Here is a 23,226-nt window from a genome sequence, read left to right as displayed (position 1 = left end):
CATGAGGACGAGACGATGAGACAATTGCCATCCCCTTGGATGAACGAAGAGCTCGAGCTGCTGCGCGAAAGCGCCCGCCGCTTCATCGCCACAGAGATCACGCCGCATGAAGACGAATGGAACGAGCGGCAATATGTCGACCGCGATCTCTGGCGCAAGGCTGGCGCCGCCGGTCTGTTGTGTACCGACGTGGCCGAGGAATACGGCGGAGGAGGGGCTACTTTCGCCCATGAGGCGGTGATTCTCGAAGAGCAGGCCTATGCGGGTAACACCAGCTGGGCCAAGGGCGTGCACGAGATCGTGGCCCATTACATCGAAGCCTACGGCACCGAAGAGCAGAAGCGGCGCTGGCTACCGCCGATGGCCGCGGGTGAGATGGTCGGTGCCATCGCCATGACCGAACCGGGAACGGGTTCCGACCTGCAAGCAGTGCGCACGCGGGCCGAGCGCCGTGGCGACGACTATGTGATCAACGGCTCCAAGACGTTCATCTCCAATGGCTATCACTGCGATCTGCTCATCATCGTCTGTAAAACCGACACGACCGTGCCCGGAGCCAAAGGCGTCTCTTTGATCGTCGCCGAGACGCGTGACTTGCCCGGCTTCAAGCGCGGTCGTTTGCTGAAGAAACTCGGCCAGAAAGGACAGGATACTGCCGAGCTCTTCTTCGAAGACATGCGCGTGCCCGTGGCGAACCTACTCGGTGGTGAGGAAGGCAAAGGGTTCTATCAGCTGATGAACCAGCTGCCGCGCGAGCGTCTCATCATCGCGGTGGGCGCCATCGCCGTGATCGAGGCGGCGCTGCACCATACTTTGAACTACGTGCGCGAGCGCAAGGCCTTCGGACATCGCATCCTCGATTTCCAGAATACCCGCTTCAAGCTGGCCGAGCGGCAAACGGAAGCCTACATCGGGCGCCTCTTCGTCGATCACTGCGTCCAGCGCATGCTCGAAGGGACGCTGGATGCGCCCACCGCTTCCATGGCCAAGTGGTGGACCACGCAGAAGCAGTGCGAGATCATCGACGAGTGCCTACAGTTCTTCGGCGGCTACGGCTACATGCTCGAATACCCCATCGCCCGCATGTACGCCGATGCCCGTGTGCAGAAGATCTACGGCGGTACCAACGAGATCATGAAAGAGCTGATCGCGCGTACTTTTGGATGAAGCGAACACAAGGGGAGGGACATCCCCTGGATCGTGGGAGGAGACAAAAATGGACGACATGAATCTGCTGCGCCGGGGCGTTTTGAGTGACGCCTTGCGCCGCGCTGCGACCCGCTATCCTGATCGGGTGGCTCTGTCCTACCATTACGCCGACGGACGTGAGCGCACCCTCACTTACGCCGAACTCGGGGAGCAGATCGAGCGTCTGGCTGCCGGCCTGTATGCGCTTGGGGTGCGCAAGGGAGACCGGGTAGCCGTGGTGTCGCACAATGCCCCGGAGATGGTGCTCACTGCCTACGCCCTCATGAAGCTCGGGGCCTGGTTCGTGCCCATCAACTTTATGCTGCGCAGTGAAGATATCGCCCATCTGCTGCATTTCGCCGAACCCAAGCTGTTTTTCGTCGAAGACGGCTTGCACGATCTCGTGGCTCCAGCGCTTTCGCAGGCACCGGCTTCGCTCGAGCAGGTGGTGTGGATCTCCTTGGGTAGCGACCCTCCACCCTCGCAAGGACTACGCTTCGAAGCCCTGCTGCAGTCTTCGACCTCCATTCCCGAGGTGGCGATCGAAGACGAGGACGTGGCAACCATGTTCTTTACCAGTGGCACCGAGAGCGCCCCAAAAGGCGTGTTGACCACACATCGCAATTTCTTCGCTTCGCACACCACCTTCGCGCTCACCGTCGGTCTTCGACCCGAAGACGTATGGCTCATTTCCTTGCCGCTCATCCACATGGCTGGGTTCGACATCACGTTGATGGCCCACGTGGCGGGACAGACAGTCGTCATGACTCAGCTGCCGGTGCCTAGACAGATGCTCGTTTTGTTGCAACAGCGGGGAATCACTTTGATCGCCCTGCCTCCGGCTTTGTATGTAGCCCTCCTCAAGGAGGCTTCGCCCGAGCTTACTTTACCGCGCATGCGCGTGCTCATGTCCTGGTCCTCGACCATTCCCCAAGCGATGGTCGATGGCTGGAACCGGCTCGCGCCCAACGCCGAGTTCCTCACCGTGCAAGGGTCTTCAGAGACGACGGCTACGCCAGTGACCGAGAGCTTGTTCCGAACGTGGGCGGAGGTCCCCAACGGGGACGGGCGTTGGGTAGGGCGCCCCGTCGTTTATGGGGCCGAGCTCAAGCTCGTCGACGAGGACGGCCAAGAGGTGCCCCCTGGTGAGCCCGGAGAGATGTTGGTACGCGGACCGGTGGTGATGAAGGGGTACTACCGCAATCCCGAGGCGACGGCCAAGGCGTTTCGTGATGGATGGTTTCATTCCGGAGACGTCCTCTTTCGTGACGAGGCAGGAAATTACTTCTTCGCCGATCGCAAGAAGGATATGATCAAGACGGGCGGGGAGAACGTCTTCACCCAAGAAGTGGAAACGGTGATCGGTACGCATCCGGACGTATTGCAGTGCGGGGTCTTCGGTCTGCCCGATGAACGCTGGGGCGAAGCGGTGGCCGTGGCCATCGTCGTGCGGCCTGGAAAGCAGCTGAGCGAGGAGGAGGTACGTCGTTTTTGCCGCGAACGTTTGGCCGCATTCAAAGTACCAAAATATATTTTCTTCACTGACGAACTGCCCACGACTTCTGCTGGTAAGCTCTTGAAGCGGGCGCTGCGGGAGCGGTACGCTCAATCGATGCAAGCGTGATTCCTCATGCCAGCGGCGCCCTCGTTGGGCGACGATTCACTCATCAAGGAGAAAGTCCAATGCGCCTTTCAGAAAAAGTCGCCCTCGTCACCGGTGCTGGCAAGGGAATCGGCGCCGCTACCGCGCGGCGGATGGCCCAGGAGGGAGCCAAGGTGGCTGTGCTCGATGTGGATCTGGCAGCAGCGCAGGCGGTGGCGCAGGAGCTGGTCGACGCGGGGTACCAAGCGCGAGCTTGGCGCTGCGACGTTACGCGCGAGGCCGAAGTGCAGCAAGTGTTCGCCGAGGTCGTGGCGCATTTCGGTCGGCTCGACGTGCTCGTCAATAACGCCGGCATCGCCGGGGTCAACAAGCCCACCCACGAGATCAGCGAAGCCGAGTGGGACGCGGTCATGGCGGTCAACGTCAAAGGGGTGTTCTTCTGCACCAAACACGCCGTGCCCTACCTGAAAAAAGGTGGAGGAGGGAGCATCATCAATCTCTCGTCCATCTATGGCTTGGTCGGTGCGCCTGATTCGCCTCCTTACCATGCTTCCAAGGGGGCGGTGCGGCTCATGACCAAGACCGACGCGCTGCTCTACGCCGCCGACCGCATCCGCGTGAATTCCATCCATCCGGGATTCATCGCCACCCCCATGGTCGAAGGGTATTTGCATCAGTTGCCGGAAGAAGAAAAAGCGCGCAAGGCGCTCGAAGCGCTGCATCCCTTGGGTCATCTGGGCGAACCGGACGACATCGCCTGGGGCGCCGTCTACCTCGCCAGCGACGAGGCGAAATTCGTCACCGGCTCGGAGTTGGTCATCGACGGGGGCTATACCTGCCGCTGAACGATGCTCCTTGCGCTCGTTCCGAGTCGCAAGGAGCATCGGATGATCGATGACGTTCAATTGATCTTGAACCGTCCGACGGCGTTGCGCAGGGTCTGCATCGCCTCCTCGATGAGTTTCACCGTGGCGCTGGCGCGGTTGACCGCTTGATGGTTCTTCTCGGCCATCTGCACGATGGTCTCGACGTTGCGTGCCACCTGGTTGCTGGCGATGGATTGTTCCTTGAGGGCGTCGGAGATGTGGCTGGCGTAGTCGATGACGCGGCCCGAGCCCTCGGCGATGCGCTCGATCGATTCGCCGGCAGCGTTGGCGAGCTGCACGCCTTCCTCGACTTCGGTCACGCTGGTCTCCATCGTCGCCACGGCCTGTTTCGTGCCTTGCTGGATGTGGGCGACCATCTCCGTGATCTCCTGGGTCGAGACGGTGGTGCGCTCGGCGAGTTTCCGCACCTCGTCGGCCACCACCGCGAATCCGCGGCCGTATTCACCGGCACGGGCGGCCTCGATCGCGGCGTTCAAGGCGAGTAGGTTCGTCTGTTCGGCGATCGTCTCGATCACGTTGACGATCGAGCTGATCTCGGCGGAGTGTTTTTCCAGCTGACCGATGTCCTGCGCCGCCTGGGTGACGCGCTCGGCGATCCGCTTGATGCTGTCGACGGTGCGCCGCATCACTTCGCTGCCTTCCTTGGCGATCTCGCCGGATTCGTGCGCCACGTTGCTCGCTTCCTCGGCGTTCTTCGCTACTTCGCCGATGCTCACCGTGAGCTCCTCCACCGCTGCGGCCATGGTCGAGGAGGCGTCGTTCTGCTCATTGACGGCGCGCTCCACGTCACCGGCGACGACGGCGAGCGCCGTGGCCGCCTCGGCGAGCTGGTCGGTATTGCGGCGGATCTCGCCCAGCATTTCGCGCAGCGACTGCTGCATCGTGGCCACCGCCTGCAGCATGCGGCCGATCTCGTCGCCGCCTTCGACGCGCACCGGCGTGGTGAGATCGCCGGCGGCGGTGGCCTCGGCCGCGTTCAGGGCAATGGTGATGCGTCCCCCGATGCTGCGCGCGAGCGCCAGCGCGAGTGCGATCGCCAGGGCGAAGGCGATGGCGCCGCTACTGTAGAGGGCGATCTCGGTTTGGCTCGATGCCTGCTTTAGTTCCTCGAGTCTCTGCTCGAGGAGGCGGCGGCGTTCGTCCATGATCTGCGCGGCAAAGGCGCGGATCTCGTCCATTTTTTGCTTGCCGCGCTCGGTGCGCACGAACGCTTGCAGATCTTCGAGCGAGGCTTTGCCGGCATCGACGTCGCGGCGCAGGGTGATCATGGGCTTGAGCCCTTCTTCGCCCCATTCCTTGCCCATCTGGTACAGCTTTTCGATGTTGGCTCGGCGCTGCGGGTTGCGCGTTTTGGCAAGCGCGTCTTGAAAAGCTGATTCCAGTGCCTTTTCTCCGATGCTGATCGGCTCGAGGAAACTTTCTTTTCCGGTGAGCGCGAAACCGCGGGCACCGGTCTCCATGTTGATGAGCGCCTCGCGCATGCGCGTGAGGTCGGTGATCACTTGATGGGAGCGGTCGACTTCGTCGGTGGCCTCGGCCATGCGTCCGAGGTTGTAGTTAGTGAGCACGATGGCGAAAGCGATCATTACGGCGACGGCACAGAAAGAGGCGACGAGCTTGGTCTTGACGGTCAGTGCCATGGGACGATCCTCGGGTTTTGTTGCGGGATGTAACTTCATTCTAGATCGGGAGGCGACCGACGAATGCCAAAATAATCGGGTTTTTTACCACCAAATCAGCATGAATGTCGAAGCGGACGATCGTGTGATCGAGCCTGTCTCGCCGCACGAGCGTCTGGCGCGCATTCGGGCCTGCCACGGCGGTGCAGGCGGTCTACATCCAATGTAGATCGACGCTTCCGGGTGAGCGTCTGCGCGGAGCTCGACGGGGAGGATGGGCCCGCGCGCCGTTCTTTATCGGCGCTTCGGGCGCCTTGCCCTGAAGCGGATTGCGATGGTTTTCTTGCTTTTCTGCGGCCCGACGGTTAATCGGTCACGGTGCGGTTGCGTCCCGTTCGTTTGGCTTGCAGCAGGGCTTCGTCGGCGCGGCTGAGGGTGATGGTGAGCGGCTCGTCGTGCCGGCGTAGGGTGAGCCCGATACTGGCCGAGACGGTGACAGGGCCGAGAGGATGGGCAATGGAGATGGCCATGATCGCCTGGCGTATGCGTTCGGCGATCACGAGGGCTTCGGCGAGTTCCGTGGCGGGGAAGATCAGGAGGAATTCTTCTCCTCCCCAGCGTCCGATGATGTCACTATGGCGTATGGTTTCTCGCAAGGCGCTGGCGATATGCTTGAGCGTCTCGTCGCCTATCTCGTGGCCCCAGCCGTCGTTGATGCGTTTGAAGTGGTCGACGTCGAGCATGGCGATGCAGCATGGTTCGGTCGGATTGCTCGCCGGGAAGTGTCCGTCGCCGAGGCGTTCCATGAGATAGCGTCGATTGCCAAGTTCGGTGAGCGGGTCTTTGAGCGAAGACTTGAGCAGGGCATCGTTGAGTGATCGCAGTTGATCCTGGTATCTGTCCGAAATACGAGCGAGTTTCTCCAGCCGGTGCAGGTGGCGTTCGAGCCGTTGCGCCAGGGAGGCGGATTGCATGCGACCGAGGTCGTGGTAGCCGTCGGAGAGGTGGATGAGGCGCAGCAATCGTTCGTTTTGCTGGCGGTGCAGTGTGAGCAGGCGCACGAGTAGATCGCGCAAAGGATTGTCCTGATGTGCGCCGGAGGCAAGGAACCGGTCGATTTCTTCCAGCAGAGCCGACTCGTCGGTCTGACCAAAGGGTGAGACGGGCAGTCCCTTCATCCTAGACCTCGGCGCAGATGTGGAAGGGGAAAGTGCAGTCTTCGCGGAATTCTTCGGCGAGGAGCTCGACTCGCTCGTTGCGAGGGTCGAAACGCCAGACGACACTGACTTCTTGTCCCAGTTTGTGGGCATCTTCCAGGAGGTCGAAGATGTCCATCATGACTTTGACCGAGCTGGTGTTCATGTAGAGCAAACGAAGCTCGAGGCGCAGGGGGCGTCGCTCTCGTTTGAGAAACGATTCGACCCAGTCGAGCGTGCCGGTAAAGAAGTCGAAGGAGTTTTCCGGGTAGGAGTCGCCCGACATCTGCAGCAATCCCTCATTCCAATCGGCAACGATCGTTGGCGTGGTTTGGGTGCCGGGCAGGGTGAACGAGGTGCTCATGTGCATGCTCCGAGTCGGGGGCGATCAGAGGATGGCGCGCAGACTGAAGAAGATCTTTCCGTCATCGAGTGGCCGCTGAGTGGCGATCAAGGGGCGCCTGGCCTTGCGGGCGATGTCGATGAGGCCGAGACCCGCACCGCTCGAAGCGCCGTGGGCGATAGGGCGGCGCAACTGCGTCTTGTAGGCGTGCTTGAGTTCGATCGGATCCATGGCGGCGAGCTGGGCGATGCGTTCGAGGAGCGGGCTCGCGTCGGCGGCATCGACGACGTTCCCCGTTTGGATGAGGTAGGCACCATCCTCGTCGCAGGCCACGAGGATGGTGGCAGCGCTGTCGGTATCCCCATATCCCTTGCTCGCAGCGTAGTGACGGATATTTTGGGTCAGCTCGACATAGGCTCCAAAGACATCCATTGCAGCCGATGGGCGAGCATGGTCGGCTTCGAGGTAGTTTTTCAGGGCGAATCCTATCTCCTCGATCAGGCTGCGCGAGATCGGACCATTGAAACAGAGCAGAATTCGATGATTCTGTAGTAGTTCGCGCAAGCAGAGAAAATCCATGTCCAACATGGTAGGTACTCCGTTCAATCGATACGAAAGGACAACAGGGTGATGTCGTCGCGCTGTGGCAGTCCGCTGCGCCAGGATTCGAGCGCTGCATCCACGGCTTGAGCCTGGTGATCGAAGGGCAGGCGGGCGACGTGCCGTAGAACTTCGCGAAAGCGGGTGTCGCCAAACCCGAAACCGTGCTCGCCTCCCGCCTGGTCCAGATAACCATCGGTGACGAGGGTGTAGGTGACGCCTTCTCGTAAGGGAATCTCGATTTCGGTGTATTCCCCTTTTTTGCGGTCGCAGAGCGAGCGTCGTTCGGCGGACAGCTCATGTACCGTATCGCCATCGCTCCAATAGAGGTCGATGCGGGCGCCGGCATAACGAAGCCGCCGGGCGTTTCGGTCGACATACACCAGGGCGGCATCGGTACTCGCTGCGATGGCACGCGGCAGATGGGCCTGATCCAGCATGCCACGCAGGGTGGCGTCGGCCTGCTCCAGCAGTACGGCTGGATGTTCGATGCCATGTCGGTTCATGGCATCGTCGAAGGCGGTGCGGGCGAGCATGGTCATCAATGAGCCGGGTACGCCATGCCCGGCACAATCGACGATGCCTATGAGGTAGTGCTGGGGTTCGGCGCGAAAGAGATAGAAGTCTCCGCCGACCATGTCCCGCGGTCGCCATAAGACGAAATGGTGTTCGCCCAGCAGTGTGGCAAGCGCACGGTCCGGCAGCAGCGCACGCTGGATCAAGCTGGCATATTGGATGGAGTCGCCGAGTTTTTTCTGGCTGGCAGCCATGGCGGCATTGGCATCCCGAAGCTCGGCCGTGCGTGCCCGAACCTCGTCCTCCAGTTCTTGGGTCTGGTTGGCGATCTGCCGGGCCATGTGGGCGAAGGCGCGGTTGAGGTCGCCGAGCTCGTCTCGCCCTGCATCGGCAGGGGGAACGTCGAAGCGACCGGAAGCCAGTGCCATGGCGGAACGGTGCAGGCCGCGTAGCGGTTGGAGCAGAAGACGATCGACCGACAGCGTGAAGAGGGTCAGAACGGAGAGCAGCACGAGCACGACGATGCCCACGGCGATGCGCACCCAGGTATCTTCGAACAGATGGACGGTTTCGAGGTCGACGGCGGTGATCAGATACCACTGCAAGGGTTCGAGCCAGGTGATCGCGAGCATCTGCCGGCGTCCGTCGAGGAGGGCGGGCATGACCTCGACCGTGCCGGGGGTGGCGGCGGTGCGCTGCATGGCGGCGGCCAGGTGCGCCGCGTCTTCTGTGCCGGTCAGCTGCTCGGAGAACGTGTGCGCGGGTGAGACGGTGCCGGTGGCGCCGGAGGACCAGGCGATGCGTTGGGGGTCGGGGTGGGCCTGGATGGCGCCCTTGCGGTCGATGATGATGGGGGTGACCCCGGCTTCCGTGGTGTGCAGGAAGGAGGAGATGAACGTGGTGAGATCGACTCCGGTTCCTGCCACGCCCAGGCGTTCTCCCTGGTCTTCCACGACGACGTTGATCCATACCATGACCTGTTGCAGCCACCGGTCCGGGTTGGGGTTGATGTTGACCTGGGTGGGAGCGGCCAAGGTGGCGAAGAACCAGGCGTCTTCCGGTTTTTCGGGATCGAGGCGATAGCGGGGGACGAGACTTTCGGAGGTTGCGTCGTCGTCGAAGTAATAGGCGAGGCTGCCGCGACTGGCCAGGAACCAGGCACGGCCGAGAAAATCGCGCCGGTAGCCTTCGGCTTCGAGCCGAGCCTGCTGCCGTAAGGCTTCGTCGTCTTCACGGCGCAACCAATTGCGGATCGACATCGATCCGGCCAAGCGCCGAGCCAGAGCGACTTCGCGCGACAGGGGCCCGGCGATGCGCTCGCCGTGCAGTTCGGTGAAATTGCGCGCCCAAGTTTCGGCGAAGTGCTCGCGCAGACCCTGAAAGAGCTGCATGCCGATGGCGGCGACGGGAACGAGGACGACGAGACACACCAGCAAGAGCGCCAGGGTAGATTTCGCTCGTATCCCGAACCCCCATTTGGCCATGTCGGCGCTCCCTCGTCGTTGGCGCAATAGTATAGAGGGGAAACCGATGCCGTAATGTATTGTTGGAGAAAAATTTTCTCTGGGACGTGGTGATCTGGCAAGGGAAGGCGTGTGTCGGGATTCCTCGGGTCGAATGCTGGGAAAAGTGCACTTCCGAAGTCAAATTGGCAAATACCTTTATGACACAAAATCGGATGCTTCCCTGTTCTCGACGAGGGGATGGTGCTATGCTGAAAGGAGCGTGAGGCCGCATGGTGCCGCTTCACCGTCGTGAAAGGAGAACCTTATGCAGAAGACCATGAAAGCCGCCGTGTTCGTGGCGCCGGGGCGTATCGAACTGCAGGAGCGTCCGATCCCCGAAATCGGGCCCACCGATGCGCTGCTGCGCGTCACGACCACGACGATCTGCGGCACCGACGTGCATATCCTCAAAGGGGAATACCCCGTGCGGTCCGGTCTCATCGTCGGTCATGAGCCGGTGGGCGTCATCGAGAAACTCGGCAGCGCCGTGACCGGCTACGAAGTCGGCCAACGCGTGATCGCTGGGGCGATCACGCCCTGCGGCCAGTGCAATAGCTGCCTCGATGGCCAATCGAGCCAATGCGGCCACAAACACATGGGTGGCTGGCAGCTGGGCAATACCATCGACGGCTGTCAGGCCGAATACGTGCGCATTCCCAACGCGCAGGCGAACCTCACGCTGATTCCCGACGGCCTCACGGACGAAGAAGTGCTGATGTGCCCCGATATCATGAGCACGGGTTTTTCTGGTGCCGAGAGAGGGCACGTGCGCATCGGCGACACGGTGGCGGTTTTCGCCCAGGGGCCGATCGGGCTTTGCGCCACGGCCGGAGCCAAGCTGATGGGGGCCACGAAGATCTTCGCCGTCGAGGCGGTACCGGCGCGCGCCGAGATCGCGCGTAAGCTCGGGGCCGACGTCGTGATCAACTTCAAGGAAGTCGATCCGGTACAGAAAATCATGGAGCTCACCAACGGACGCGGTGTCGATGTCGCCATCGAGGCGCTGGGCACGCAACAAACCTTCGAGGCCTGCTTGCGCGTGCTCAAACCCGGCGGGACGCTCTCGAGCTTGGGCGTGTATTCCGGCAAGCTGGAAATGCCGCTCGATGCCTTCGCGGCCGGCCTGGGCAACCACAAAATCGTCACCACCCTGTGTCCAGGCGGGAAAGAGCGCATGCGGCGCCTGATGGAAGTGGTCGCCAGCCGCCGCGTCGATCTCACGGCCCTCGTGACGCACCACTTCAAGCTCGACGACATCGTGGCTGCCTACGACCTCTTTGCCAATCAGCGCGATGGCGTGCTGAAGGTCGCGATCAAACCGTGACGTAACGCGAGGGGCCGGGGGCTTTTTTTGCCCCTTGCCCCCTTTGCGCTCTTCCCTTTCTCCGATCGATCCGGTGCTAGAATGAGAATCGTTCATGCACCGGATTTTTTCATGGCCTCGACCATGTCATCGCTCCCGCCTCTGGCTCCCTGGCAGCATCCCTTCGAAGTCGATCCTCATGCGCGGCAACGCATGCGCCGCACTGCCTGGGTGGTGGTGCTCACCTTCGTGACCATGATCTTCGAGATCGCCTTCGGCTATCTCACCGGGTCGATGGCGCTCACCGCCGACGGTTGGCACATGGGCTCGCACGTGGCGGCGCTGGGCGTGGCGGTGTTCGCCTATTACTATGCCGAACGGCATGCCGCCAATCCGCGCTTCACCTTCGGCACGGGCAAGGTGAGCGCGCTCGGGGGTTACACCAGCGCGCTGCTGCTCGCCCTCGTCGCCCTGGGGTTGGTGTGGGAATCGGTCGGGCGGCTGCTCTCGCCGCAGCGGATCGCCTACGACGAGGCGCTCCTCGTGGCGGTGATCGGGCTTGCCGTCAACCTGGTGAGCGCACTCATTCTCGGCGCAGGGCATGAGCATGATCACGATCATGGGCATGCGCACGAGGGAAAGCATGCGACGGAGGCGGCGCACCATCACGATATGGCCGTCACCGCGAAGGGATTCGGGCATGCGCCGTCGGCGGACCCAAACTACCGCGGTGCCTTTCTGCACGTGTTGGCCGATGCCTTCACCTCTGTGCTGGCGATCGCCGCCTTGGCTGCTGGGAAGTGGGGAGGATGGGCCTGGTTCGACCCGCTGATCGGCCTGGTCGGTGCCGCCGTGATCCTCTACTGGAGCGTAGGGCTCGCGCGCACGTCCATGCGCTCGCTGCTCGACGCGGAGGATTTCGGAGTGCTCGAGCACGAGATCGTCGAGCGCCTGCAGCGCGACGGCCTCACCCGCGTCACCGACCTGCACGTGTGGCGCCTGGGGCCGCAGACCTATGCCTGCATCGTTACGCTCGATTCCCCACGGCCCGAAAGCGCCCGGCAGTACAAGGAGCGGCTCAAGGATCTTTCCGCCTTGAGCCACTTGACGATCGAGGTCAATCGCACCCCGGATCGTGCTCGATCCGCGATCGACTAAAATCGATGTCCATGATGGCGAAATTCATTGTTTGATCGATAACGAGAACAAGGAGGCACCATGGACGCCTTGAACCAATTGCTCTCCACCGTGGCCAACTTCGTCTGGGGCGTGCCGATGCTGGTGCTGCTGGTGGGCACGGGGTTGTATCTTACCGTCGTGCTGCGGGGCGTGCAGTTCCGTGCGCTGGGGCATGCTTTTCGGCTGATTTTCCACAAGGAACCGAGCGCCGCGGGCGACATCAGCCACTTTGCCGCGCTCACCACGGCGCTCGCGGCGACCGTCGGCATCGGCAACATCGTCGGTGTGGCTACCGCCATCGCCATGGGCGGGCCGGGGGCGGTGTTCTGGATGTGGGTGACGGGACTAGTGGGGATGGCCACCAAGTATGCCGAGGCCGTGCTGGCGGTGAAATACCGCGAGCCGGGCGCGCTCGGCTACAAAGGCGGACCGATGTACTACCTCACCAACGGTCTGGGGCTACGCTGGCTCGGGGTGCTCTTCGCGATCTTCACCGTCATCGCCTCGTTTGGCATCGGCAACATGACCCAGGTCAATTCGGTGTCGCAACTGCTTGCTTCCACCGCCGGCGTTCCGACCTGGGTCTCGGGGGGCGTCATGCTCTTTCTCACCGCCTTGGTGATCCTCGGTGGAGTGAAGAGCATCGGGCGCTTCACCGCCTGGCTCGTGCCTTTCATGATTTTCTTCTACTGTCTGGCGGCGATCGTCGTGCTCGTGCTGCAATGGGACCAACTATTGCCGGCGCTCGGGTTGATCTTCTATCACGCCTTCAACCCCTACTCGGCCGCTGGCGGTTTTGCCGGGGCAACGGTGGCGGCGGCGATGCGCTATGGCCTGGCGCGCGGCGTGTTTTCGAATGAATCGGGGCTCGGCTCTGCGCCGATCGCCGCGGCGGCGGCCAAGACCGACGATCCGGTGAAGCAGGCGCTGGTGTCGATGACCCAGACCTTCATCGACACCCTGGTGGTGTGCACCATGACGGCGCTGGTGATCTTGACGGCGCCGCACTGGCTCGAAGGCGGCTCTCCGGCGGATCTGACGATGCGCAGCTTCGCCCACAACCTCGGAAACGCGGGGGCCGGGGTGGTGATTCTCTCCACGGTGCTCTTCGCTTATTCCACCGTGCTTGGTTGGAGCTACTACGGAGAAAAGGCGTTCGAGTTCCTCTTCGGGCACAAGGCGATCCGCATTTACCGCACGGTGTTCGTGGCCGTGATCCTGGTGGGGGCGACGGTGAAGCTGGAACTCGTGTGGAATTTCTCGGACGTGGCCAACGGCTTGATGGCCTTGCCGAACCTGGTGGCGCTCGTGCTGCTCGCCCGGGTGGTGAAGGCGGAGACGGAGCGCTATTTCGGCCAGAAAGGCGGGTCGTCTTGAGCGATCAGAGCGAGGGCGCGCCGGGCCGATCGGGCCGGGAGGTCGCTCAGGCGACCACCACCCGGTTGCGCCCCTCTTGCTTTGCGCGATAGAGGGCGGCGTCGGCACGGGCGAGCGCGGCTTCGGGCGTGGGATCGTCGGGCAGCAGCTCGCTCACGCCGATGCTCACCGTCATGCGCAGTTCGGGGTGCATCGGCACGCGACAGTAGTTGGCGACGGCGCGACGGATCCGCTCGGCGAGCGCGAGCGCGCCGGCAAGATCGGTGTGCGGCAAAAGCACGGCGAATTCTTCGCCGCCGATGCGGGCGGGGAGATCATTGCCGCGCAAGGCGTTGCGCAGTACCGTGGCGAAAGTGCGCAGGACGGCATCGCCCACGGCGTGCCCGTAGCGGTCATTGACCGCCTTGAAATGATCGAGGTCGAGCATCAGGATGGCGCAGCGATCGCCGTGGCGGACTATCCGTTCTCCTGCGTGTAGCAGGGCGGTAAAGAAAGTGCGGCGGTTGGCCAGGCTAGTGAGCGGATCGGTCTCGGCCTGGCGACGCAGGTCTTCCTGCATCTTCTTGAGCTCGGTGATGTCGGTGAAGACGGCCACGGCGCCATCCCCGGGGATGGGGGTGACGGTGAGCAGCACCGCGACCCAGTGACCGTCGCGGTGACGGAAATACTCTTCCTTGCGGGAAAACATCCGTCCTTCGCAGATGGCACGCAGCACCGGGCAAGCGTCGCGCAAATACGGCGTTCCATCCGGCAGACGATCGTGAAAGGTCTGATGAGCGTCCAGGCCGATGACGTCCTCGGCGCGATAACCGAGGATGCGTTCTGCCGCCGGGTTCCAGAAGGTGATCGTTCCTTCGGGATCGATGCCGAAAATGCCCTCGCCGACGGCATCGAGCAGGGTCTCCAGCGTTTGCGCCCGTTCGGTGGCAAGCTTCGAGGCTTCCTGGGCGTGTCGGATCGCGCGCTTGTAGTCGGTGACGTCCATCACCAGACCGACGATATGGCGCACCGTACCATCTTTGTCTGTCAAAGGGGTGAGGGAAGCCGAGAACTCGCGCCAGCCGCGGGCGGTGGCCATCGCGGTGTCGGTGCGCAGAGTCCGTCCTTCCTCGAGGCAGCGGCGGAGATTTTTTTCCATGTGTTCGGCGGTCTGCGCCGGAAAGAGATCCCGGGGGCGTGCGCCGATCCAGCGCTCCGGGGCAATGCCGAGCAGTTCATAGAGCCTGTTATTGCCCACTTGGAAGCGAAACCCTTCGGGGGTCACTTCGGCGACGTAGCAGATCTCCTGCAGGTTGTCGAGCACGGTGTGATAGAGGAGCTCCTGCTCGCGCAACCGGCGTTCGGCCTCGACACGCGCGGTGACGTCGGCGATGAAGCCGTACCACAGGGTGGACCCATCGGGCTGGCGCTCGGGGGTGGCTTCGCCCTCGGCCCAGACGACGTGCCCGTCGGGATGCACGTGCCGGTAGAGCAACCGCCAGGGTTCGAGCGTGGCGACGGAATGGTCGGAGGTCTCCATCATGGCCGCCTGGTCTTCGGGATGCACCGAAGCGAAGAAGGGCGTGGCGTCTTCGCGGACTGCTTCGGGGTCGACGCCGCAGATACGGCGCATCCCTTCGCTCGCGTAGGGAAAGGACATGTGATCGTCCGGCGTGCGCTTGAAGACGTAGATCACCCCGGGCAGGTGGCGGGCGAGCTTGTCGAGCAGCGCCCGTTGTTCGGCTTCGCGGCTGACGTCGAGCAGGGCGCCACTGAGGAGGCGCGGTTCGCCCCGTTCGTCGTGTACCAGCGTGACCTTGTCTTCCACCCAGACGTAGTGGCCATCGGCATGGCGCAGGCGGTAGCGTCGCAAAAGCGTGTCGTCCGGCCAGCGGTGGAAGTCGAGCGTGCGCTCCACCGCCTCGCGATCCTCGGGGTGGATGCGCTCCAGCCACCAGCAAGGGTCGGAGAGGAGTTCCGCCGGGGCGATTCCCAGGAGATCCTGGACGTTGTCGCTGACGAAAATGGGCTGGGTGGTCCCCGTGGCCGGGACCACGTAGAGCACGGCAGGGCTCGCGCGAAGGAACCCCTCCAGGCGGGCACGTTCTTCGTCCAGCGCTTCTCGGGTCCGCCGCAGTTCGGTGACGTCGCGCTGAAAGGAGACGAGTACGGTCTGGTCCGTTTCCTCGAGCGTGATCGGCTGGATGATCTCGTCGGCCCAGTAGAGGGAACCGTCCTTGCGTCGGTTGAGGATGTCGTGGCGCCAGCGCTTGCCGGAGAGTACCGTCTGCCAGAGGGTGCGGTAGAACTCGAGGGACATGTGGCCGGACTTGAGCAGGCGCGGCGTCTTGCCCACGATCTCGTCGCGCGTGTAGCCGGTGAGCGCCGTGAACGCAGGGTTCACGTCGAGCACGACCCCATTCGTGTCGGCGATGAGAATGGCGTCGGGCGAGTGGGCGAACAGAGGGCCAGCGAGTAGGTCGGGGGTCGTGCGCATGGGGGGCGGGGAAGTGCCTCTCCAAAAAAATCATCATGAAAAACCCGACCCACCCGGGCGTGGCGGTCGCGTGGTGTTCATCCTGGGATCATGGTGCCGCGCAGATTTGCGGCGGCTTCTCCCATTCAATTTTGCCATTTGCTGAATGGATGGCGAGTACGGCTGGGTTTGGGCGGGCCCATGGTGTGTGTACCGTGTACTTTACAATAGCGCGGCAAATTCCGCTTCAGGCAACGGACGATGGAAGTAATAGCCTTGTGCTATTGGGCAATGCAATTGACGCAGAATCTCTGCCTCTTCCACGGTCTCTATCCCTTCGGCGACGACATTCAAGGACAGGGCCCATCCCAGGTTGATCACCGAACCGAGGAGGGCGTGATGGCGGGCGTTTCCGATGACGCCTTTGACGAGACTGCGGTCGATCTTCAGCGTCGTTACCGGCAGTTGCTGCAAGCGGGCGAGCGAGGAATGACCTGTGCCAAAGTCGTCCAGTGCAAGCGAGATGCCCAGATCGCGTAGCCGCTGCAATTCGGCGAGTGCTGTCTCTTCCTGCTGCATCAGGGAGGATTCGGTGAGCTCGAGTTCGAGGCAGTGGGGTGGAAGGCCGTGACGTTCGAGCAGGCCGCGCACGTGATCGTCGAGCGACTCGCCGCGCAGGCGCAGGAGCTCTAGCTGTCGCGGCGAGAGGTTGACCACTACGGGAACGAGACGCCCGCAACGGCGATGTTCCCAATGAGACGACGGCTAAGGTAATCTTGCGCAGCCTGCGCTATGCTGTAATCGGGCCATGATCGATGGCCAGAGGAATCGAGGAGGAGGACACCATGTCACCGAGCAAAGCGCAGCTGCTTTGGATGTACGAGAAGATGGTCGAGATTCGCTATTACGAGGAGACGATGGCGAAGGTCTATATGGAGGGGAAGTTGCCGCCCCATATCCAGAAAGGGTTGGCTTTCGACATCGGCTCGGGGCCGGTGCCCGGCGAGATGCACCTCGCCGCGGGGCAGGAACCGGTGGCGGTGGGCGTGTGCGCTCATCTGCGCGATGAAGATACGGTGGTGGGCACGCACCGGCCGCACCATTTCGCTATCGCCAAGGGGGTGCCGCTCGACAAGATGACGGCCGAGATCTTCGGCAAGAAGACGGGCCTGGGCAAAGGCAAGGGAGGGCACATGCACCTCTTCGACCCGGCGCACAATTTCAGCTGCAGCGGCATCGTCGGGGCAAGCCTGCCGCCGGCTTGCGGGGCGGCGCTCGCGGCAAAGAAGCGCGGCCAGGATCGCGTCGCGGTGGCCTTCTTCGGCGAAGGGGCGGCGAACCAGGGGGCGTTCCACGAGTCACTCAACCTCGCGGCCCTGTGGCAACTGCCGGCGATCTTCGTGTGCGAGGACAATCACTGGGCGATCTCGGTACCGAAAGAGAAGGCGGTGAGCGTGGCTTCGGTGGCCGATCGCGCCTGTGCCTATGGCATGCCGGGCGTGTGCGTGCCGGAAAACGACCCGCTGCAGGTATTCGAGGCGGTGGGCGAAGCGGTGGCGCGCGCCCGCCGGGGCGAGGGGCCGACGCTCATCGAAGTGAAAACCTTCCGTTATTTCGGCCACTTCCAGGGGGACGCAGAGGTCTATCGTCCCAAGGACGAGGTGAAGCATCTGCGTGCGCTCGACCCGATCCCGAAGCTTGCCGCGAGGCTGAAGCAGGATGGCGTGCTGACGGCGCAAGAGGAGGAGGCAATCGTCGCGCGGGCGCGGCAGCGCGTGGATGAAGCGTTCGCCTTCGCCCGCCAGAGTCCGTATCCCGCGCCGCAAGAGGCGCTCGAAGACGTGTTCGTTTGAGGGGGGTGAGAAATGGCTGGACGTAGGCTGACGATGGCGGAGGCGATTTCTGAAGCCTTCGCACAGGAGATGGAGCGCGATCCAAACGTATTCATCATGGGCGAGGACGTCGGTGTCTATGGGGGCATCTTCGGCGCGACCAAAGGGTTGATCGAGAAGTTCGGGCCGGAGCGGGTGATGGATACGCCCATTTCCGAGACCGGTTTCATCGGGGCGGCGATCGGGGCGGCAGCCGCGGGTATGCGCCCCGTGGCCGAACTGATGTTCGTCGATTTCTTCGGCGTGTGCATGGACCAGATCTACAACCATCTGGCGAAAAACACCTACATGTCCGGCGGTAACGTGCGCTTGCCGGTGGTGATCACCACGGCGATCGGCGGCGGCTACAACGACGCGGCGCAGCATTCACAGTGCCTCTACGGCGTGTTCGCGCACGTGCCGGGGCTCAAGGTGGTGGTGCCCTCGAACGCGTACGATGCGAAGGGTCTGCTCATCGAGGCGATCCGCGACGACAATCCCGTGCTCTACATGTTCCACAAGGGGATCATGGGCTTGCCGTGGATGGCCTACTTCGAGGGCAGCACGACCGAAGTGCCCGAAGAACCCTACACCATTCCCTTCGGCCAGGCGCGCGTCGTGCGTGAAGGCAAGGATCTCACGATCGTTACCTTGAGCCAGATGGTGCATAAGGCCGTGATCGCGGCCGAGATGTTGGCGAAGGAAGGAATCGAGGCTGAGATCCTCGATCTGCGCACCCTGGTGCCGCTCGACCGCGAGGCGGTGCTCGCTTCCGTGGCCAAGACGGGGCGCTTGCTGGTGGCCGATGAAGACTATCTCGGCTTCGGTCTCACGGGCGAGATCGCCGCGATCGTCGGCGAGCATCTCGACCGCATCGCGCTGCGAGCACCGATCAAGCGGCTCGGGGTGCCCAACGTGCCGATTCCCTATAGCCGACCGCTGGAGCAGTTCGTGATTCCGCAAGTCGAGCACATCGTGGCTGCCGCCAAGGAAACGATGCAAGGGCGCGTGGCTGCAGGAGGACGTGCATGAGCGTGATCGAGATCCGGCTGCCTCCGGAGGTGTGGGAGGACGTCGACGAAGGGGTCGAAGCGTTGCTCGACAAGTGGCTCGTCCGCGAGGGGGAGCAGGTCGCGGTCGGGCAGCCGATCGCCAACGTCGTGATCGTCAAGACCAACGTCGAAGTGAGCGCGCCGCAGGCGGGTCGCTTGGCGCAGATTCTGGTGCCGGAAGGGGAGACTTTCGGCCGGGAGCGGGCGATCGCGCGGCTCGAGGTGGCATGACGGGAGCGGCAAACCACGGTATTGCGGCTCCGAGGGTGGAAGTGAGCGCACCCGTGCATCATGCCGTGGTGCTCGGGTGCGCGCAGCGCCGTTTGCTGCCGGAAGTGGCGTCGCGCCTGCCGGCTGGCGTCTGCGTGCGGGTGCGTGGCTCCGGGGGCGGCGCCGTGCTCGCCGGCCCGGGGTGGGTGAGCGCCGTCATCCGTCTGCCGCTCGGCCATCCCTGGCTCGAGGGGAGCCTCGTCGACGCCTACCGGCGCTGCGCCGAGGCGCACGTCGCCTTCTTCGCCGATTTGGGGCTAGCGGTGCGGGCGGTGCCACCCGGTGCCGTTCCTATCGCGAACAAGGCGTTGGATTGGGCCTGTTTTGGTAGCTTCGGCCCGTGGGAGCTCGCGGATGCCAAGGGGCGCAAGCTCGCCGGTTTCGCCCAGCGGCGCACGCGCGAAGGCGCCGTCCTGGGAGTGGGCGTGCTGCTTGCCCCCGTGGACTGGGCGCTGCTGTGCGCGGCTTTCGCCCGGCCGCAGGACGAGCCCCTGCTGCGGGCGCGCACGGTGAGCCTTTCTGAGCTCAACGGTGCCCCGATCGAGGCCGAGACATTTGTCGCGCGCTGGCAGCAGTGTTTGGAGCGGGCGGCGCTGGCGTGAGTGGCTCAGGGCGCTGCCGTTAGCCCCAGCGCCTCGGCGATCGCCAGCGTCGGTTCGGCCTGATTCATGGTGTAGAAATGCAGGCCCGGGGCGCCGAGTTGGAGCAGCCGCTCACACAGGCGAACGAGCACTTCCAGGCCGAAAGCGCGCACCGACTCGGCATCGTCGCCGTAGGCTTCCATCTTCTTGCGGACCCAGCGCGGGATTTCGGCACCGCAGGCGTCCGAGAAGCGTGCGAGCCGCGCGAAGCTGGTGATCGGCATGATGCCGGGCACGATGGGGGCGGTGACGCCGCGGCGTTGGGATTCCTCGACGAAGTGGGCGTAGGCGTCGGCGTTGTAGAAGTACTGCGTGAGGGCGCAGTCGGCGCCAGCGTGCATCTTGCGGGAGAAGGCGTCGAGATCGGCCGTGGCGCTTACCGCCTGCGGGTGATATTCGGGGTAGGCCGCGACCGCGATCCAGAAGTGATCACCCGTCTCGGTGCGGATGAACTCGACGAGTTCGTTCGCGTAGCGCAGCTCGCCGGGGTCGCGCACGCCGGAGGGAAGATCACCCCGAAGCGCCACGAGGCGGCGCACGCCGAGCGCCTGGTACTGCCGCAGGATCTCGCGGATCTGGGCGCGGGTGGCGCCGATGCAGGAGAGGTGGGGAGCGACGTCGAGCCCGGCGCGGTGCAGCCGCTCGACCACGGCGAAGGTGCGCTCGCGAGTGGAGCCGCCGGCGCCGTAGGTGACGGAATAGTAGGCCGGGCGCAGGCGTTGCGTGAGGCGCCGGCGCGCCTCCTCGAGCTTGGTTTCGCCCTCCGCCGTCTGCGGCGGGAAGAATTCGACGGACAGTTCCAAGTGCTGCATCACGGGATTCCTCGGCGTTCGCGTGCACGCCCTCCGCAGCGGGGCGGTGCGCGGCAGTGCAGGGCTCAGTAGCGGTAATGTTCAGGCTTGTATGGGCCGTCGAGGGGCACCCCGATGTAGGCCGCCTGCTCGGGGGTGAGCCGGGTGAGCTGGACGTTGAGGCGCGTCAATTGCAGCCGGGCGACTTTCTCGTCGAGCTGTTTGGGCAGGCGATAGACGCCCACTGGGTAGCGCTCGGGGTGCGTGTAGAGTTCGATCTGCGCCAGCACCTGGTTGGCGAAGGAGGAGCTCATCACGAAACTCGGGTGTCCCGTGGCGCAACCGAGGTTCACCAGCCGCCCTTCGGCGAGCAGGATGATGCGCTTGCCATCGGGGAAGATGACGTGGTCGACCTGGGGCTTGATGTTTTCCCAGCGGTATTGGCGCAGCGAATCGACGTCGATCTCGTTGTCGAAGTGGCCGATGTTGCACACGATCGCCTGGTCTTTCATGCGGCGCATGTGCTCGTGGGTGATGACGTGGTAGTTGCCGGTGGCGGTGACGAAGATGTCGGCCTTGTCGCAGGCTTCTTCCATGGTCACCACGCGGTAGCCTTCCATCGCCGCCTGGAGGGCGCAAATGGGGTCGATCTCGGTGACCCAGACTTCGGCGCGCAGCGCCCGCAGGGCCTGGGCCGAGCCCTTGCCCACGTCACCGTAGCCGCAGACGACGGCGATCTTGCCGGCGATCATCACGTCGGTGGCGCGCTTGATGCCGTCGACGAGCGATTCGCGGCAGCCGTAGAGGTTGTCGAATTTGGATTTGGTGACCGAGTCGTTGACGTTGATCGCCGGGAAGCGCAGCTCGCCGCGCTCCTGCATCTGGTAGAGGCGATGCACGCCGGTGGTGGTCTCTTCGGTGACGCCGCGGATCGCCGCGATGCGCCGCGAGTACCAGGAGGGGTCGCGCTCGAGCTGCGCGCGCACGCGGGCGAAGAGCACTTTTTCTTCGAGGCTCGTGGGGCGATCGAGCACGCTCGGGTCGCGCTCGGCCTTGGCGCCCAGGTGCAGGAGGAGGGTGGCGTCACCGCCGTCGTCGAGGATCATGTTGGCGTGGCCGCCGTCGGGCCACTCGAAAATGCGGTGGGTGTAGTCCCAGTATTCTTCGAGCGTCTCGCCTTTCTTGGCGAAGACGGGGATGCCCTCGGCGGCGATCGCCGCGGCGGCGTGATCCTGGGTGGAGAAGATGTTGCACGAGGCCCAGCGCACCTGAGCGCCCAGCGCCACTAGCGTTTCGATGAGCACGGCGGTCTGGATGGTCATGTGCAGGCTGCCGGCGATGCGGGCGCCCGTGAGGGGTTTTTGCTCGGCGTATTCGCGGCGCAGCGCCATGAGGGCGGGCATCTCGCTCTCGGCGATGCGGATCTCCTTACGGCCCCATTCGGCCAGAGAGAGATCGGAGACGACGTAGTCGGGGGTAGATACGGCCTGGTTCATCGAAATGCTCCTATTCGGGAACGAGGCCGAGCGGATGCGCAGCTCACCTGCGTCTTCCGTCCGGCCGGAGAAGACGGGTGAGCGCCGTTGAATCTGAACCGAGCCTGGCCCGCGGGGACGGGTTGCAGCGCTCCTCGGTTGCGGGGATTATAGCAAAGGCAAAGGGTCGCGCAGTCGCTTAGGGGGCCTCGAACAGCCTGCTATTGGCGGCGCTCGATGGATTGCACGTAGCGCACCATGAGATAGACCATGGCGAGCGGCAGGACGAAGGAGAGCATGAGCCGGACATATCCTTCGCTCCAGGGGTGGGCGCTTGCGTCCAATCCCAGATGGACGAGGTAGGCGAGGTAGAAGGCGAGCAGCAAGGCTCCGTCGCTGCGGCGAATTCCGGCGCCGGAGACGATGATGGGTAGCAGCACCACCGTGGTGCCCAGCATGACCCAGGAGTCGACGTGACGTATCGTCTCGCTCACCAGGATTCCGTGCGGCGCGACCAGGGCGGTGGCGCCGAGTACCGAGAGCAGGTTGAACGTGCAGGAGCCGATCACGTTTCCGACGGCCATATCGCGATGGCCGCGAAGGGCAGCGACGACGGAGGTGGCGATCTCGGGGAGCGACGTGCCTACCGCCACGACCGTGAGGCCGATCACCAGCTCGCTCACGCCAAAGCTGCGGGCGATGCCGGAGGCGGCCCCTACAGCCAGGTCTGCTCCGTAGATGAGGAGCCCCAGACCGACGAGCACCAGCGCCATCTGCACACCCGCGTGTTCGTCCCAGCGGCTTCGCGGAATGTCGGTGGCAAGCCCTGCTTCTTCCTGAGGCGAGAGGGTGCGCGCTTGGCGCAGGAGAAAGACCGTATAGGCGATCATCGAGGAAAAGAGGATCAGGCCATCGAGGCGGCTGAGGATGCCGTCGAAGGAGGTGGTGCAGAACAGGGCGACGGCACCGAGCAGCACGGGGATTTCTTGCCGCAACAGTTGAGAGTGAACCTGGATATGCCCGATGATCGCGGTGACGCCGAGGATCAGCAGGATGTTGGCGATGTTGGAGCCGACCACATTGCCGAGCGCAAGATCGGGCGCCCCGCGCAAGCCTGCACCGACCGAAACGGCGAGTTCCGGGGCACTGGTGCCGAAGGCGACGATGGTGAGCCCCACGACCAGGGGCGAGATGCCGAATCGGGTTGCGAGGCGCGCGCCGCCGCGCACGAGCCATTCTGCACCCAAGGTGAGCAACGCGAGTCCGGCGAAGAGCAGGACGAAGTCAAGCAGGAGGGAAGCGTCTGAGGACATGGAAGCGAATTGTATCCTGGCAAATCTCCCGTATGGCACCGG

Annotated in this window: 19 protein-coding genes, 1 pseudogene and 1 riboswitch; of the genes and pseudogenes, 10 read left to right on the top strand and 10 right to left on the bottom strand. The window is 63.7% G+C overall.

The window, feature by feature from the left end; genetic code table 11:
- Nucleotides 1–15 precede the first annotated feature (15 nt).
- The 3 genes from EPD80_RS05935 to EPD80_RS05925 are packed head-to-tail and all read left to right on the top strand — an operon-like array spanning nt 16 to nt 3,636.
- Nucleotides 16–1,167, top strand: a complete 1,152-nt coding sequence (locus EPD80_RS05935) for an acyl-CoA dehydrogenase family protein (RefSeq protein WP_142810241.1) — start codon at nt 16–18, stop codon at nt 1,165–1,167.
- A 49-nt stretch (nt 1,168–1,216) separates the two neighbouring features.
- Nucleotides 1,217–2,812, top strand: a complete 1,596-nt coding sequence (locus EPD80_RS05930) for a class I adenylate-forming enzyme family protein (RefSeq protein ID WP_142810239.1) — start codon at nt 1,217–1,219, stop codon at nt 2,810–2,812.
- Nucleotides 2,813–2,871: 59 nt separating this feature from the next.
- Nucleotides 2,872–3,636, top strand: a complete 765-nt coding sequence (locus EPD80_RS05925; protein ID WP_142810237.1) for an SDR family NAD(P)-dependent oxidoreductase — start codon at nt 2,872–2,874, stop codon at nt 3,634–3,636.
- A 56-nt stretch (nt 3,637–3,692) separates the two neighbouring features.
- On the opposite strand, the gene EPD80_RS05920 is transcribed toward EPD80_RS05925, so the two are convergent.
- The 5 genes from EPD80_RS05920 to siaA all read right to left on the bottom strand — a co-directional run bounded on the left by EPD80_RS05920 (nt 3,693) and on the right by siaA (nt 9,436).
- Nucleotides 3,693–5,318: a methyl-accepting chemotaxis protein gene (locus tag EPD80_RS05920; protein ID WP_185957724.1), complete on the bottom strand. Its 1,626-nt coding sequence runs from the start codon at nt 5,316–5,318 to the stop codon at nt 3,693–3,695.
- A gap of 344 nt (nt 5,319–5,662) precedes the next feature.
- Complete coding sequence (siaD, locus tag EPD80_RS05915; RefSeq protein ID WP_142810233.1) at nt 5,663–6,475, bottom strand: biofilm regulation diguanylate cyclase SiaD; 813 nt, start codon at nt 6,473–6,475, stop codon at nt 5,663–5,665.
- Nucleotide 6,476: 1 nt separating this feature from the next.
- Nucleotides 6,477–6,857, bottom strand: coding sequence for a biofilm regulation phosphoprotein SiaC (gene siaC, locus EPD80_RS05910; protein ID WP_142805387.1), 381 nt, complete (start codon nt 6,855–6,857; stop codon nt 6,477–6,479).
- A 24-nt stretch (nt 6,858–6,881) separates the two neighbouring features.
- Nucleotides 6,882–7,424, bottom strand: coding sequence for a biofilm regulation protein kinase SiaB (gene siaB / locus EPD80_RS05905; protein ID WP_142805388.1), 543 nt, complete (start codon nt 7,422–7,424; stop codon nt 6,882–6,884).
- Nucleotides 7,425–7,438: 14 nt separating this feature from the next.
- Nucleotides 7,439–9,436 (bottom strand): biofilm regulation protein phosphatase SiaA, encoded by a 1,998-nt coding sequence (gene siaA, locus EPD80_RS05900; protein WP_142810231.1) that lies wholly within the window; start codon nt 9,434–9,436, stop codon nt 7,439–7,441.
- 286 nt (nt 9,437–9,722) lie between these two features.
- Here siaA and EPD80_RS05895 point away from each other — a divergent pair, with 286 nt between their 5' ends.
- The 3 genes from EPD80_RS05895 (at nt 9,723) to EPD80_RS05885 (ending at nt 13,316) form a co-directional block, all read left to right on the top strand.
- Nucleotides 9,723–10,781: an NAD(P)-dependent alcohol dehydrogenase gene (locus EPD80_RS05895; protein ID WP_221928877.1), complete on the top strand. Its 1,059-nt coding sequence runs from the start codon at nt 9,723–9,725 to the stop codon at nt 10,779–10,781.
- A gap of 111 nt (nt 10,782–10,892) precedes the next feature.
- Nucleotides 10,893–11,918, top strand: coding sequence for a CDF family Co(II)/Ni(II) efflux transporter DmeF (dmeF, locus tag EPD80_RS05890; RefSeq protein ID WP_221928876.1), 1,026 nt, complete (start codon nt 10,893–10,895; stop codon nt 11,916–11,918).
- A 60-nt stretch (nt 11,919–11,978) separates the two neighbouring features.
- A complete protein-coding gene (locus EPD80_RS05885) occupies nt 11,979–13,316 on the top strand; it encodes an alanine/glycine:cation symporter family protein (RefSeq protein ID WP_142810229.1) in 1,338 nt (445 codons plus the stop codon).
- 46 nt (nt 13,317–13,362) lie between these two features.
- Here EPD80_RS05885 and EPD80_RS05880 read toward each other — a convergent pair whose 3' ends face one another.
- Both EPD80_RS05880 and EPD80_RS05875 read right to left on the bottom strand, forming a co-directional pair.
- The gene (locus EPD80_RS05880) at nt 13,363–15,792 is read right to left on the bottom strand and encodes a sensor domain-containing diguanylate cyclase (protein ID WP_142810227.1); all 2,430 of its coding nucleotides are present in this window, start codon (nt 15,790–15,792) and stop codon (nt 13,363–13,365) included.
- 201 nt (nt 15,793–15,993) lie between these two features.
- Nucleotides 15,994–16,512, bottom strand: a pseudogene (locus tag EPD80_RS05875) (EAL domain-containing protein); the annotation flags it as partial.
- A 104-nt stretch (nt 16,513–16,616) separates the two neighbouring features.
- On the opposite strand from EPD80_RS05875, the gene EPD80_RS05870 reads away from it, so the two are divergent.
- The 4 genes from EPD80_RS05870 to EPD80_RS05855 are packed head-to-tail and all read left to right on the top strand — an operon-like array spanning nt 16,617 to nt 19,566.
- Nucleotides 16,617–17,624, top strand: a complete 1,008-nt coding sequence (locus EPD80_RS05870; RefSeq protein ID WP_142810223.1) for a thiamine pyrophosphate-dependent dehydrogenase E1 component subunit alpha — start codon at nt 16,617–16,619, stop codon at nt 17,622–17,624.
- A gap of 12 nt (nt 17,625–17,636) precedes the next feature.
- On the top strand, nt 17,637–18,674 hold the full coding sequence (locus EPD80_RS05865; protein WP_142810221.1) for an alpha-ketoacid dehydrogenase subunit beta: 1,038 nt from the start codon (nt 17,637–17,639) through the stop codon (nt 18,672–18,674).
- On the top strand, nt 18,671–18,925 hold the full coding sequence (locus EPD80_RS05860; protein ID WP_221928875.1) for a lipoyl domain-containing protein: 255 nt from the start codon (nt 18,671–18,673) through the stop codon (nt 18,923–18,925). The genes EPD80_RS05865 and EPD80_RS05860 overlap by 4 nt, the downstream gene beginning before the upstream one ends.
- Before the next feature lie 41 nt (nt 18,926–18,966).
- Nucleotides 18,967–19,566: a lipoyl protein ligase domain-containing protein gene (locus EPD80_RS05855; protein ID WP_142810219.1), complete on the top strand. Its 600-nt coding sequence runs from the start codon at nt 18,967–18,969 to the stop codon at nt 19,564–19,566.
- Nucleotides 19,567–19,571: 5 nt separating this feature from the next.
- Here EPD80_RS05855 and metF read toward each other — a convergent pair whose 3' ends face one another.
- The 3 genes from metF to EPD80_RS05840 form a co-directional block, all read right to left on the bottom strand.
- Complete coding sequence (gene metF, locus EPD80_RS05850) at nt 19,572–20,417, bottom strand: methylenetetrahydrofolate reductase [NAD(P)H] (protein WP_142810217.1); 846 nt, start codon at nt 20,415–20,417, stop codon at nt 19,572–19,574.
- Between the two features lie 65 nt (nt 20,418–20,482).
- Complete coding sequence (ahcY, locus tag EPD80_RS05845; RefSeq protein ID WP_142805347.1) at nt 20,483–21,892, bottom strand: adenosylhomocysteinase; 1,410 nt, start codon at nt 21,890–21,892, stop codon at nt 20,483–20,485.
- A gap of 72 nt (nt 21,893–21,964) precedes the next feature.
- Nucleotides 21,965–22,034: riboswitch (S-adenosyl-L-homocysteine riboswitch) on the bottom strand.
- A 58-nt stretch (nt 22,035–22,092) separates the two neighbouring features.
- Nucleotides 22,093–23,184 (bottom strand): calcium/sodium antiporter, encoded by a 1,092-nt coding sequence (locus tag EPD80_RS05840; protein ID WP_185957723.1) that lies wholly within the window; start codon nt 23,182–23,184, stop codon nt 22,093–22,095.
- Nucleotides 23,185–23,226 lie beyond the last annotated feature (42 nt).

The sequence above is a fragment of the Tepidiphilus olei genome (assembly GCF_006980705.1).
Classification (GTDB): domain Bacteria; phylum Pseudomonadota; class Gammaproteobacteria; order Burkholderiales; family Rhodocyclaceae; genus Tepidiphilus; species Tepidiphilus olei.
The sequence above is the reverse complement of the archived record's forward strand: the minus strand, read 5'-3'. Positions and strand labels throughout refer to the sequence as shown.